General features: G+C 73.9%; 9 protein-coding genes. 6 read left to right on the forward strand and 3 right to left on the reverse strand.

Translation table 11 applies throughout. From position 1 onward, the window contains the following. Positions 1–5 precede the first annotated feature (5 nt). The 5 genes from rimO to B446_RS27060 all read left to right on the forward strand — a co-directional run bounded on the left by rimO (position 6) and on the right by B446_RS27060 (position 3,943). Positions 6–1,478, forward strand: a complete 1,473-nt coding sequence (gene rimO / locus B446_RS27040) for a 30S ribosomal protein S12 methylthiotransferase RimO (protein WP_078614814.1) — start codon at positions 6–8, stop codon at positions 1,476–1,478. Continuing rightward, positions 1,475–2,248, forward strand: coding sequence for a CDP-diacylglycerol--glycerol-3-phosphate 3-phosphatidyltransferase (gene pgsA / locus B446_RS27045; RefSeq protein WP_020942604.1), 774 nt, complete (start codon positions 1,475–1,477; stop codon positions 2,246–2,248). Before rimO ends, pgsA begins: the two co-directional genes overlap by 4 nt. Beyond that, on the forward strand, positions 2,245–2,790 hold the full coding sequence (locus B446_RS27050) for a CinA family protein (protein WP_020942605.1): 546 nt from the start codon (positions 2,245–2,247) through the stop codon (positions 2,788–2,790). Before pgsA ends, B446_RS27050 begins: the two co-directional genes overlap by 4 nt. A 109-nt stretch (positions 2,791–2,899) precedes the next feature. Then, positions 2,900–3,274, forward strand: a complete 375-nt coding sequence (locus tag B446_RS27055) for a helix-turn-helix domain-containing protein (protein ID WP_016432287.1) — start codon at positions 2,900–2,902, stop codon at positions 3,272–3,274. A gap of 198 nt (positions 3,275–3,472) precedes the next feature. After that, positions 3,473–3,943 carry a Dps family protein gene (locus tag B446_RS27060; protein ID WP_020942606.1) on the forward strand — a complete coding sequence of 157 codons (471 nt, stop codon included), beginning with the start codon at positions 3,473–3,475 and terminating at the stop codon, positions 3,941–3,943. A 311-nt stretch (positions 3,944–4,254) separates the two neighbouring features. Here B446_RS27060 and B446_RS27065 read toward each other — a convergent pair whose 3' ends face one another. The 3 genes from B446_RS27065 to B446_RS27075 all read right to left on the reverse strand — a co-directional run bounded on the left by B446_RS27065 (position 4,255) and on the right by B446_RS27075 (position 11,101). After that, a complete protein-coding gene (locus tag B446_RS27065; RefSeq protein WP_020942608.1) occupies positions 4,255–5,019 on the reverse strand; it encodes an SDR family NAD(P)-dependent oxidoreductase in 765 nt (254 codons plus the stop codon). A gap of 163 nt (positions 5,020–5,182) precedes the next feature. After that, the gene (locus tag B446_RS27070) at positions 5,183–6,037 is read right to left on the reverse strand and encodes an Fpg/Nei family DNA glycosylase (RefSeq protein WP_020942609.1); all 855 of its coding nucleotides are present in this window, start codon (positions 6,035–6,037) and stop codon (positions 5,183–5,185) included. Between the two features lie 57 nt (positions 6,038–6,094). Next, positions 6,095–11,101 carry an ATP-dependent helicase gene (locus tag B446_RS27075; RefSeq protein ID WP_020942610.1) on the reverse strand — a complete coding sequence of 1,669 codons (5,007 nt, stop codon included), beginning with the start codon at positions 11,099–11,101 and terminating at the stop codon, positions 6,095–6,097. A 110-nt stretch (positions 11,102–11,211) separates the two neighbouring features. On the opposite strand from B446_RS27075, the gene B446_RS27080 reads away from it, so the two are divergent. After that, a complete protein-coding gene (locus B446_RS27080) occupies positions 11,212–12,051 on the forward strand; it encodes an AraC family transcriptional regulator (protein WP_020942611.1) in 840 nt (279 codons plus the stop codon). The last annotated feature ends 21 nt before the right edge of the window (positions 12,052–12,072 follow it).

The following is a 12,072-nucleotide window of genomic DNA, read 5'->3' on the forward strand; positions in this document are numbered from 1 at the left end:
AGCCCATGCCTGAACGCCGTACCGTCGCACTAGTCACTCTCGGCTGCGCCCGTAACGAGGTGGACTCGGAGGAGCTCGCAGGCCGTTTGGAGGCGGACGGCTGGCAGCTCGTCGAGGACGCCGCGGACGCCGATGTCGCCGTGGTCAACACCTGTGGCTTCGTCGAAGCCGCCAAGAAGGACTCCGTCGACGCCCTGCTGGAGGCCAACGACCTCAAGGACCATGGCAGAACCCAGGCCGTCGTGGCGGTGGGCTGCATGGCCGAGCGGTACGGCAAGGAACTCGCCGAGGCGCTGCCCGAGGCCGACGGCGTGCTCGGCTTCGACGACTACGCCGACATCTCCGACCGCCTGCAGACCATCCTGTCGGGCGGCATCCACGCCGCCCACACCCCGCGCGACCGCCGCAAGCTGCTGCCGATCAGCCCGGCCGAGCGCCAGGAGTCGGCCGCCGCCGTCGCGCTGCCCGGCCACGGCCCCTCCGACCTCCCGGAGGGCCTCGCGCCCGCCTCCGGTCCCCGCGCGCCCCTGCGCCGCCGGCTGGACGGCTCCCCGGTCGCCTCGGTCAAGCTCGCCTCCGGCTGCGACCGGCGCTGCTCCTTCTGCGCCATCCCGTCCTTCCGCGGCTCCTTCATCTCCCGCCGCCCCAGCGACGTGCTCAACGAGACGCGCTGGCTGGCCGAGCAGGGCGTGAAGGAGATCATGCTGGTCTCCGAGAACAACACCTCCTACGGCAAGGACCTGGGCGACATCCGCCTGCTGGAGTCCCTGCTGCCCGAGCTGGCCGAGGTCGACGGCATCGAGCGGGTGCGGGTGAGCTACCTGCAGCCGGCCGAGATGCGCCCCGGCCTGATCGACGTGCTGACCTCCACCCCGAAGGTCGCCCCCTACTTCGACCTGTCCTTCCAGCACTCCGCGCCCGACGTGCTGCGCGCGATGCGCCGCTTCGGCGACACCGACCGCTTCCTGGAGCTGCTCGACACCATCCGGAGCAAGGCCCCGGAGGCCGGCGTGCGCTCCAACTTCATCGTCGGCTTCCCCGGCGAGAGCGAGGCGGACCTGGCCGAGCTCGAGCGCTTCCTGACCGGCGCCCGCCTCGACGCCATCGGTGTCTTCGGGTACTCGGACGAGGAGGGCACGGAAGCGGCGACGTACGAGAACAAGCTCGACGAGGACGTCGTCGCCGAGCGCCTCGCCCACATCTCCCGGCTCGCCGAGGAGCTCGTCTCCCAGCGGTCCGAGGAGCGCGTCGGGCAGACCGTGAGCGTCCTCGTGGAGTCCGTCGACGACGAGGAGGGCGTGTACGGCCGTGCGGCGCACCAGGCGCCGGAGACGGACGGCCAGGTGCTGCTCACGAGCGGCGCGGGCCTGAGCGTCGGACGTATGGTCGAGGCGAAGGTGGTCGGCACGGAAGGCGTCGACCTGGTCGCCGAGCCGCTGGCGGGCTCGTTCGGGTGTAGCGAGGAGGCGGGCAGATGACCGGAGTCCCGGCATCCGCCGCGGGCGGCTCCTCCGGCGCGCAGGGCGCCCGGGGCGCCGCCGCTGCCGACGGCGCCGCCTCCGGGGTCACCGGCCCGGTCACCGGCCACGCGGGCCGGTCCGCGGAGTCGGAGGACACGCGGCCCGCGCGCGGCGGCAAGCTGACGGCCGCTGCCGTCAACCAGGCGAGCGTCTGGAACGTCGCCAATCTGCTGACGATGCTGCGGCTGCTGCTCGTGCCCGGATTCGTGGCGCTGATGCTGGCCGACGGCGGCTACGACCCGGCCTGGCGCTCGCTCGCCTGGGCCGCCTTCGCCGTCGCCATGATCACCGACCTGTTCGACGGGCATCTGGCGCGCACCTACAACCTGGTCACCGACTTCGGGAAGATCGCCGATCCCATCGCCGACAAGGCGATCATGGGTGCGGCGCTCGTCTGCCTCTCGGCCCTGGGCGATCTGCCGTGGTGGGTCACGGCCGTCATCCTCGGCCGGGAACTCGGCGTCACCCTGCTGCGTTTCCTGGTCATCCGCTACGGCGTGATCCCCGCGAGCCGGGGCGGCAAGCTCAAGACGCTCACCCAGGGCGTGGCCGTCGGGATGTACGTCCTGGCGCTGACCGGGTGGCTGGCCAGCCTGAGGTTCTGGGTGATGGCAGCGGCGGTCGTCCTCACCGTCGTCACCGGCCTCGACTACGTGAGACAGGCCATTGTGCTGCGCCGGCAGGGAATCGCCGAGCGCGCGGCGGCGTTGGGGGAGAAGCAGGCGTGAGTTCACCGGCCACCGAAGTGGTGCGACTACTGACCGTGAAGGGCGAGAGCCTCGCCGTGGCGGAGTCGCTCACCGGTGGACTGGTGGCGGCGGAGATCACCACGGTCCCCGGGGCCTCCAAGGTCTTCCGGGGTTCGGTCACCGCGTACGCCACCGCGCTCAAGCACGAGCTGCTGGCGGTGGACGCCACTCTCCTGGAGCAGCGGGGAGCGGTGGATCCGCAGGTCGCGGCCCAGATGGCGGCCGGGGTGCGCAAGGCCCTGGGAGCCGACTGGGGCATCGCGACGACCGGTGTCGCGGGCCCCGATCCGCAGGACGGACAACCCGTCGGGACGGTGTTCGTGGCCGTCGACGGCCCCCTCGCGCCGGGCCCTGGTTCTGCCGGTGGCGGAAAAGTGGAGGCCCTGCGGTTGAACGGCGACCGTGCGGAAATTCGTATGGAGAGTGTACGGAGCGTACTCGCACTGCTTCTGAAGGAGCTTGCGGGCGAACAGACCGGGAATGAGCGGGCACAGGATACGGAACGGAACGGGGGGTTTTGATGTTTACAGCCCTGAGTGAACACGACATCGCTCCCCGCACGGCCGCGGCGCGAGGCGGTACGGTGGGGCGAGAAGGATGCGGCTACGCGGTCCGAGGAGGGAGCCACCGATGATTCTGCTCCGTCGCCTGCTTGGTGACGTGCTGCGTCGGCAGCGCCAACGCCAGGGCCGTACTCTGCGCGAAGTCTCCTCGTCCGCCCGAGTCTCACTCGGCTATCTCTCCGAGGTGGAGCGGGGGCAGAAGGAGGCTTCCTCCGAGCTGCTCTCCGCCATCTGCGACGCGCTGGACGTACGGATGTCGGAACTGATGCGAGAGGTGAGCGACGAGCTGGCGCTCGCCGAACTGGCCCAGTCCGCCGCGGCCACCGAGTCCGTGCCCGCGCCGGTCCGTCCGATGCTGGGTTCCGTGTCGGTGACCGGTGTGCCACCGGAACGGGTGACCATCAAGGCGCCCGCCGAGGCAGTGGACGTCGTCGCGGCGTGACGTCGGCCCGCGCGGCCTGACGACCCCCCGATACATGCGAAGCCCCGGCCGGGCTTCCCAGGGAGACCTGGGAGGTCCCGGCCGGGGCTTTCGCGTGGTGTTCACCGTGATCCGTGTCTCTTTTTCGTCCATTTGCCGGTATTCGGCGCGGCCGTCATGGTGGAGGGACGTGCCTGCCCCGAGCCCCGGAGGAAACGGATGTACGTCGTGAAGAGCCCGCTGCCCGACGACGACCTGAAGACCGTGGCCGAGGCGCTGCAGGGCGCCCTGGTCGACCTGGTCGACCTCGCCCTGGTCGCCAAGCAGGTCCACTGGAACGTCGTCGGACCCCGCTTCCGCTCCATCCACCTCCAGCTCGACGAGGTCGTCGACTCCGCGCGCACCCACTCCGACACGGTGGCCGAGCGTGCCTCCGCGCTCGGCGTCCCGCCCGACGGGCGTGCGCCCACCGTGGCCTCCGGCAGCGGCATCGGCACCACCCCGGCCGGCTGGATCAAGGACACGGACGCGGTACGAGCCCTGGTGGACGCCCTCGGTGCGGTGATCGTCCGGATGCGGGCACGGGTGAACGGGACCGGTGACGCGGACCCGGTGTCCCAGGACATCTTCATCGGGATCACCGCCGACCTCGAGAAGCACCACTGGATGTTCCAGGCGGAGAACGCCTGAGAGGCGGGTCCTGCACCCGTGAGCCCTCGGTGCGCCTCCCGCACGGGTCTCGTGGCGTTCTAGCGTCCGGCTGGAGGTGACGGCCATGGTGAGGCGGGTGGCGCGCTGGGGGGTCGCACTCGGGCTCGGAGTCCTGTGGTGGTGGGCGGTGCTGCGCATAGCCCTGGGCGCCGGCTCCGGTGTGATCGAGGGAGCCGTGGTGGTCGGCGGCTGGGGGCTGAGCGTGCTGCCCGTGCACTGTGTGCCCAAGAGGCAGGCGGCCGGTGCCGTCGAGAGGGGGCGCTGGGCGACCGCCTGGCGGACGGCGGACGCTACCAGGGCATCGCCACGCCCCCGTTCGGGCGCAGGATCTGACCCGTCATGAACGCCGACGCGTCCGACGCCAGGTACAGCACGGTGTGCGCGACGTCGTCGGGCTCGCCGACCCGGCCCAGCGGGGACATCCGCGCCATCAGGCCCTCGGTGTGGGCCTGGACCTGCCGGTCGTGGCGGGCGGTCATGGGCGTGCGGACCCAGCCCGGGGCGACCGCGTTGACCCGGATGCCGTGTGGGCCCACCTCGGTGGCCAGCGTCTTCGTCAGCTGCACCACGGCCGCCTTGGCCGCGCCGTAGCACAGCAGCCCGGGTCCGCCGGTGTCGACGGCGCCGGAGGCCATGGTGACGATGCTGCCGGGCATGTCGTGGGCGAGCATCGAGCGGGCCGCCTCCTGGCAGGCGTACAGCACGCCCTTGAAGTTGACGTCCAGCACCCGGTCCAGGTCCTCGTCACGGGTGTCCAGGACGGAGCTGCTGTGCATGATCCCGGCGATCGCCGCCATGACGTCCAGGCGCCCGGCGGCGCGGACCGCCGAGGCGAGCGCGGTCCGGTCGGTGACGTCCAGGACGTGGGTACGGGCCGTGCCGCCGCCCTTGCCGATCAGCTCGGCCGTGCCGTGCAGGCCCTCGGCGTCCCGGTCGGCGCAGTGCACCGCGGCGCCCGCCTCGGCGAGCAGGACGGCGCTGGCCCGGCCGATACCGCCGGCGGCTCCGGTGACGAACGCGGTGCGTCCGGTGAGGTCGTACGCCTGGAGGGGCATACGACGACCGTACGAGCGTTTCTGACGGTCCGTCAATCAGTGGTCCCCGATCGGTGGGGCGGCGATGGGGCGGCGGGCGGTGACCCGGCGATCAGGGGCCGGCGGTCGGGGATCGACGCAGTGGAGCCTGCGATCGGGGCGTCGGGCGTTCGGTGGCCGTCGGCTAGCCGGACGCGGACGGGCGGCGGGGATAGCGCTCGCGGAACTTCTGCGCCTGCCCGGGTGCCGGAGCGGGGCCGGCCTGGCAGTTCGGGCACCAGTAGGTGGGACGCTCCTGGGAGCCGTCGCCCTGGTCGGCCACCCGGATCCGCGTCCCGCAGCGCAGACAGGGGCGGCCCGCCCGGCCGTAGACGAACAGGTCCTGCCGGGGCAGGCCCGTGGTCCTGCGGACCGGGCGCTCGCGGTTCGCCTCCAGCAGCTTCTTGGAGAGCGCGGTCAGCGCGGTGGCACGGTCCTCGGGCAGGGCCCCGATCGGCAGATAGGGGGTCACGCCGAGCAGGAAGCACAGCTCGCTCTTGTACACGTTGCCGATCCCGGCGAGATTGCGCTGGTCGAGCAGGGCCTCCCCCAGGGCGCGGCCCGGATCGGCGAGCAGGTTGCCGAGGGCACGCTCGGGGTCCCAGTCCGGGCCGAGCAGGTCCGGGCCCAGATGGCCGACCACGCGCTCCTCCTCGCCGGTGCGCAGGAACTCCAGCACCGGGAGGCGGTAGCCCACCGCCGTGCGGTCGTCGGCGCCGAGGATCACCCGGATCTGGTGCCCCGGGCCCCCGCGCCAGCGCTCGTCCGGGGCGTACACCTTCCAGGCGCCCTCCATGCGCAGGTGCGTGTGGAGGGTCAGGTCGCCCTCGAAGCGGGTGAGCAGGTGCTTGCCGCGCGCGATCGTGTTCAGGACCGTGCGGCCGGTGAGGTCGACCGTCGCGTACGTCGGCCACCGGAAGTCGCTGCGGTTCAGCACCCGGCCCGCGAGGGCCTCCTGCAGCCGCCGCGCGGCCTGCCAGACCGTGTCACCTTCGGGCATGCGTCAAGGGTGCCACGACCGGGTGAGGCGCGACGGTCCGCCGCTGGACCGGCGTGGTCATGCCCGCAGGCGCAGACCGCGCGGGGTCGCGACGAAGCCCGCCGCCTCCAGCAGGGTACCCATCGGGGAGGTCAGGGACTGGGCGCCGTTGACCCGCTCCACGGTGACCGTGCCGAGAGAACCGGCGCGGGCGGACGCGGCCAGGGCCTCCGCCGCGATCCGCAGACGCGGATCGTCGGTGGCGGCGGTGTCCGGGGTGGAGGGCCAGGCCAGCAGGGTCTTGCCGCCCCGCTCCATGTACAGCGTGAGCTCGCCCTCGACGAGCACCACCAGCGAGCCGGCCTTGCGGCCCGGCTTGTGCCCGGCCCCGGTCGGCGGCTCGGGCCAGCCGAGGGCGGCGCCGTAGGCGTTGGCCGGGTCGGCCGCGGCGAGGACCACGGCCCGGGGATCGGGAGACGACGAGCGCCCACCGCGGGCACCGAAGCCGCGGCCCGCGGCCGAGCCGTAGGGCGCGCCCGGGCCCGCGCCACCGCCCCGCGGGCCGCCGTAGCCGGGGGAGGCGAAGGGGTCGGCGGCCGGCTCCAGGTCGCGCGGCGACACGTAGTCGCCCGGGTGCCGCTTCTGGGCGCGGCCGAAGTCGCCCGGGCGCGCGGGGTGATCCTCGGGGGGCCAGCTGAAGTCGCTGTCGAACCCCGGGTGGGCCAGGCCGCCGTCGGCCTGCTCGAAGACGTCCGGTGCCGTGTGGCCGCCGTCCGGGAAGGGCGCCGGGGTGCCGTCGCCGCCGAAGCCGTTCGGATACGCGGGGGCGGGCGGCTGCTCGCCCCGCTCACGGGCGTTGGACACCGCACGGAGGCGGTCGACCGCGCCGTCCATCGCGAACTGGGCGGCGCCCAGCCCCTCGACCACGTAGCCGCGTCTCGCCTGCCCGCTGTCCTCGAAGACGGACAGCACGCGGTACACCGCGGAGAAGCCGCCCTCGACACCCTCCGCGCCGACGGCGCCCCGGGTGACCACCCCGTGCCGGTCGAGCAGGGTGCGGGCCAGCGCGTGGGCGCGCACCGTGGCGTCCGGTTCGGCGGCGGGCAGCAGCGACCAGCGGCCGGCCACGGTGGGCGGTCCGGTGCGGGAGGCGGCCCGGGCGGCGGACGTCAGGGAGCCGTAACGCCCGCGCGGGACCGAGCGCTTGGCCCGGTGGGCCGTCGAACCCGCCGTGCGGCCCGAACCCAGCAGGGAGCGCATCGGGGCCAGGGTGTCGTTGGTCAGCCGCCCCGACCACGCCAGGTCCCACAGGGCGTCGGCGAGCTGAGGGTCGGTGGCCTCGGGATGGGTGGTGGCCCTCACCTGGTCGGCGATCTGACGGAAGAACAGGCCGTAACCACCCGACAGCGTGTCCAGGACCGCCTGGTGCAGCGGCGTCAGCTCCAGGGGGTGGGGCGGCGGCAGGAGCAGGGGAGCGGCGTCCGCCAGGTACAGCGAGACCCAGCCGTCCTTGCCGGGCAGCGCGCCCGCCCCGGCCCACACCACCTCGCCCGCGGCCGTGAGTTCGTCCAGCATGGAGGGGGTGTAGTTCGCCACCCGGGACGGCAGGACCAGCTTCTCCAGCGCCGAGGCGGGCACCGAGGCACCCTGCAACTGCTCGACGGCGCGCACCAGTCCGTCGACTCCGCGCAGACCGTGCCCCTTGCCGATGTGCTGCCACTGCGGCAGGAACTGCGCGAGCGCGGCCGGCGGCACCGGCTCCAGCTCGTGCCGCAGCGCGGCCAGGGAGCGGCGGCGCAGCCGGCGCAGCACGGTCGCGTCGCACCATTCCTGGCCGATGCCCGCCGGATGGAACTCGCCCTGCACGACCCGGCCGCTCGCGGCCAGCCGCTGCAGAGCGCCCTCGGTGACCGCCACGCCCAGGCCGAAGCGGGCGGCCGCGGTGGCCGACGTGAACGGGCCGTGCGTCCGCGCGTGCCGGGCTAGGAGGTCGCCCAGCGGGTCCTTCACCGGCTCGGTGAACGCCTCGGGGACGCCGACCGGCAGCGCCGTGCCGAGCGCGTCGCGCAGCCGGCCCGCGTCCTCGACCGCCGCCCAGTGGTCGGCGCCGGCGATACGGACCCGGATGGCCCGGCGGGCCGCGGCCAGCTCCCGCGCCCACTGCGGGTCGGCGCCCCGCTCGACCAGCTCCGCGTCGGTCAGCGGCCCGAGCAGCCGGAGCACGTCCGCCACCCCCTCCACGTCCTTGACCCGGCGGTCCTCGGTCAGCCACTGCAGCTCGCGCTCCAGCTCGGCCAGCACCTCCGCGTCCAGCAGCTCGCGCAGCTCCGCCTGGCCCAGCAGCTCGGCCAGCAGCCGGGAGTCCAGCGACAGCGCGGCGGCACGGCGCTCGGCGAGCGGCGAGTCGCCCTCGTACAGGAACTGGGCCACGTACCCGAACAGCAGCGAGCGGGCGAACGGGGACGGCTCGGGCGTGGTCACCTCGACCAGGCGGACCTTGCGGGACTCGATGTCGCCCATCAGCTCCACGAGCCCGGGGACGTCGAAGACGTCCTGGAGGCACTCGCGCACCGCCTCCAGGACGATCGGGAACGAGCCGAACTCACTGGCCACCTGCAGCAGCTGCGCCGCCCGCTGGCGCTGCTGCCACAGCGGCGTGCGCTTGCCGGGATTGCGGCGCGGCAGCAGCAGCGCGCGGGCGGCGCACTCACGGAACCGGGAGGCGAACAGGGCGGACCCGCCCACCTGTTCGGTGACCACCTGGTCGACCTCGCCCTTGTCGAAGGCGATGTCCGCGGCGCCCACCGGGGCCTGCTCGCCGTCGTACTCGGCGCCGGACCGCGCGGGCTCCTGGTCGAGCAGGTCCAGGCCCATCAGATCGGCGTCGGGCAGGCGCAGCACGATGCCGTCGTCGGCGTGCATCACCTGCGCGTCCATGCCGTACCGCTCGGACAGCCGGGCGGCGAGCGCCAGCGCCCAGGGGGCGTGGACCTGGGCGCCGAACGGGGAGTGGACGACCACCCGCCAGTCGCCCAGCTCGTCCCGGAAGCGCTCGACCACGATCGTCCGGTCGTCCGGGACATGACCGCACGCCTCGCGCTGCTCGTCCAGGTACGACAGCACGTTGTCCACCGCCCAGGCGTCCAGGCCGGCGGCGAGCAGGCGCAGCCGGGCGTCGTCCTTGGACAGCGAGCCCACCTCGCGCAGGAACGCGCCCACCGCGCGGCCCAGTTCCAGCGGACGGCCGAGCTGGTCGCCCTTCCAGAACGGCAGCCGGCCCGGGACACCCGGTGCCGGGGAGACCAGGACCCGGTCCCGGGTGATGTCCTCGATGCGCCAGGAACTCGTGCCCAGGGTGAAGACGTCCCCCACCCGGGATTCGTACACCATCTCCTCGTCCAGCTCGCCGACCCGGCCGCCGCCCTTCTTGGGGTCGGAACCGGCGAGGAAGACCCCGAAGAGGCCGCGGTCGGGGATGGTGCCGCCGGAGGTGACGGCGAGGCGCTGGGCGCCCGGCCGGCCGGTGATCTCGCCGGTCACCCGGTCCCACACCACGCGCGGGCGCAGCTCCGCGAACGCGTCGGACGGGTAGCGGCCCGCGAGCATGTCGAGGGTGGCCGTGAACGCCGACTCGGGCAGCGAGGCGAAGGGGGCCGCGCGGCGGACCGCGGCGAGCAGGTCGTCGAACTGCCAGGTGTCCAGCGCCGTCATGGCCACGAGCTGCTGCGCCAGCACGTCCAGCGGATTCGCGGGGATCCGCAGGGACTCGATGGCGCCCGTGCGCATCCGCTCGGTCACCACCGCCGACTGGACCAGGTCCCCCCGGTACTTGGGGAAGACCACGCCGGTGGAGACGGCGCCCACCTGGTGCCCCGCGCGGCCCACGCGCTGCAGCCCGGACGCCACCGAGGGCGGCGACTCGACCTGCACGACCAGGTCCACGGCGCCCATGTCGATGCCCAGCTCCAGGCTGGACGTGGCGACCACGGCGGGCAGCCGGCCCGCCTTGAGGTCCTCCTCCACCAGGGCGCGCTGCTCCTTGGAGACCGAGCCGTGGTGCGCGCGGGCGATCACCTGGGGGGCGCCCTGGGCCGCGCCCGAGCCGCCCATCAGCTCGGCCGGCGAGTGGTGCTCGTCCAGCGGCTCCCCGGTCGCCCGCTCGTAGGCGATCTCGTTGAGCCGGTTGCACAGCCGCTCGGCCAGCCGCCGGGAGTTGGCGAACACGATCGTGGAGCGGTGCGACTGCACCAGGTCCGCGATGCGCTCCTCCACGTGCGGCCAGATCGACGGCCGCTCGGCGCCCTCGGCCCCGTCGGCCGCGGGGGAACCGCCCAGCTCGCCCATGTCCTCGACCGGGACGACCACGGAGAGGTCGAACTCCTTGCCCGACTCCGGCTGGACGATCTCCACCTTGCGGCGCGGCGAGAGGTACCGGGCCACCTCGTCCACCGGGCGCACGGTCGCCGACAGACCGATCCGGCGGGCCGGCTTCGGCAGCAGCTCGTCCAGCCGCTCCAGGGACAGCGCGAGGTGCGCGCCGCGCTTGGTGCCCGCGACCGCGTGCACCTCGTCGAGGATCACCGTCTCGATGCCCGTCAGCGCGTCGCGGGTGGCGGACGTCAGCATCAGGAACAGCGACTCGGGGGTGGTGATCAGGATGTCCGGCGGGCGCGTGGACAGCGCGCGCCGCTCGGCGGGCGGGGTGTCGCCGGAGCGGATGCCCACCTTGACCTCGGGCTCGGGCAGGCCCAGGCGCACGGACTCCTGGCGGATGCCGGTCAGCGGGCTGCGCAGGTTCCGCTCCACGTCCACCGCGAGGGCCTTGAGCGGTGACACGTACAGCACCCGGCAGCGCTTCTTCGGGTCGGCCGGGGGCGGCGTCGAGGCGAGCTGGTCCAGGGCGGCGAGGAACGCGGCCAGCGTCTTGCCCGAGCCGGTGGGAGCCACCACCAGCACGTCCGAGCCCGCACCGATGGCCTGCCAGGCGCCCGCCTGGGCCGCGGTGGGCGCGGAGAACGCCCCCGTGAACCAGCCGCGGGTCGCGGGCGAGAAGTCGTCGAGGGCTCGGTGTGCGGGGCTGACCATGCCCTCAATCCTGCACCCGGGCGCTGACAAACGCGCTGAGCTGGGCGAACGATCGGGCAGCCGGCTCGGCGGCCGGCCGTCGTCCCGCCGGCGTGGCGGAGAATGGACGCATGGCGGGATCGGCGGAACGGGCACGGCACTGGCGGTACGAGCAGCTGCCGGGCGTCGACCTGCTGCGGGCCAGGTACGTCCGGAAGACCTTCGTCCGGCACACCCACGAGAACTTCGTGATCGCGGCCATAGCCGACGGCGTCGAGGTCTTCCACCACCGCGGCTCCGACGTGTCCGCGGGCGCCGGGGCCCTCGCCCTGGTCAACCCGGACACCCCCCACACCGGCCGGGCCGGAGTGCCCGAGGGCTGGCGGTACGGCGCGGTCTACCCGCCGCCCGAGGTGGTGGCCGAGATCGCGGCCGAGACCACCACCGTCCGCGGCGCGCCCGGCTTCGTCAGCCCCGTCCTCGACGACCCCTACACCGTCCGCCTCGTCCACCAGGTGCTCCGCGCCGCCGACGAGGGCAACGCGCTGGCCGCCGACACCCTGCTGCGGGTGGCCGTGACCCGGCTGCTGCGGCTCAACGGCGGACCGCTGCCCCAGCGGCGGACCCGGACGGCCGGCGAGCGGATCGCCGCACGCGCGCGTGAGGTGCTGGAGGGGCGGATCACCGAGCCGCCGACCCTGGAACGCCTCGCCGCCGACCTGGGGACCAGCCCGTTCGCCCTGCTGCGGGCGTTCCGCGACACCTACGGCATGCCGCCGCACACCTGGCTGACCGACGCCCGGGTACGGCGGGCACGGCTCCTGCTGGACGCGGGCACGGCACCCGCCGAGGCGGCCGTCGCCGTCGGCTTCACCGACCAGCCGCACCTCAACCGGCACTTCACCAGGATCGTCGGCGTGCCTCCGGGCGCCTACCAACGCGAGCGCAAGAACGTACAAGACCGGGACTGACGTCCGCGCGTACGGTGCGAG

It is taken from the genome of Streptomyces collinus Tu 365, from assembly GCF_000444875.1.
Taxonomy (GTDB): Bacteria; Actinomycetota; Actinomycetes; order Streptomycetales; family Streptomycetaceae; genus Streptomyces; species Streptomyces collinus_A.

Excerpts from the sequence above, each read along its gene's own strand:
- B446_RS27080 (WP_020942611.1), top strand. The coding sequence starts at position 11,212 with ATGGCGGGATCGGCGGAACGGGCACGGCACTGGCGGTACGAGCAGCTG.
- B446_RS27055 (WP_016432287.1), top strand. The coding sequence starts at position 2,900 with ATGATTCTGCTCCGTCGCCTGCTTGGTGACGTGCTGCGTCGGCAGCGC.
- B446_RS27065 (WP_020942608.1), bottom strand. The coding sequence starts at position 5,019 with ATGCCCCTCCAGGCGTACGACCTCACCGGACGCACCGCGTTCGTCACC.
- B446_RS27070 (WP_020942609.1), bottom strand. The coding sequence starts at position 6,037 with ATGCCCGAAGGTGACACGGTCTGGCAGGCCGCGCGGCGGCTGCAGGAG.
- rimO (WP_078614814.1), top strand. The coding sequence starts at position 6 with ATGCCTGAACGCCGTACCGTCGCACTAGTCACTCTCGGCTGCGCCCGT.
- pgsA (WP_020942604.1), top strand. The coding sequence starts at position 1,475 with ATGACCGGAGTCCCGGCATCCGCCGCGGGCGGCTCCTCCGGCGCGCAG.
- B446_RS27060 (WP_020942606.1), top strand. The coding sequence starts at position 3,473 with ATGTACGTCGTGAAGAGCCCGCTGCCCGACGACGACCTGAAGACCGTG.
- B446_RS27075 (WP_020942610.1), bottom strand. The coding sequence starts at position 11,101 with ATGGTCAGCCCCGCACACCGAGCCCTCGACGACTTCTCGCCCGCGACC.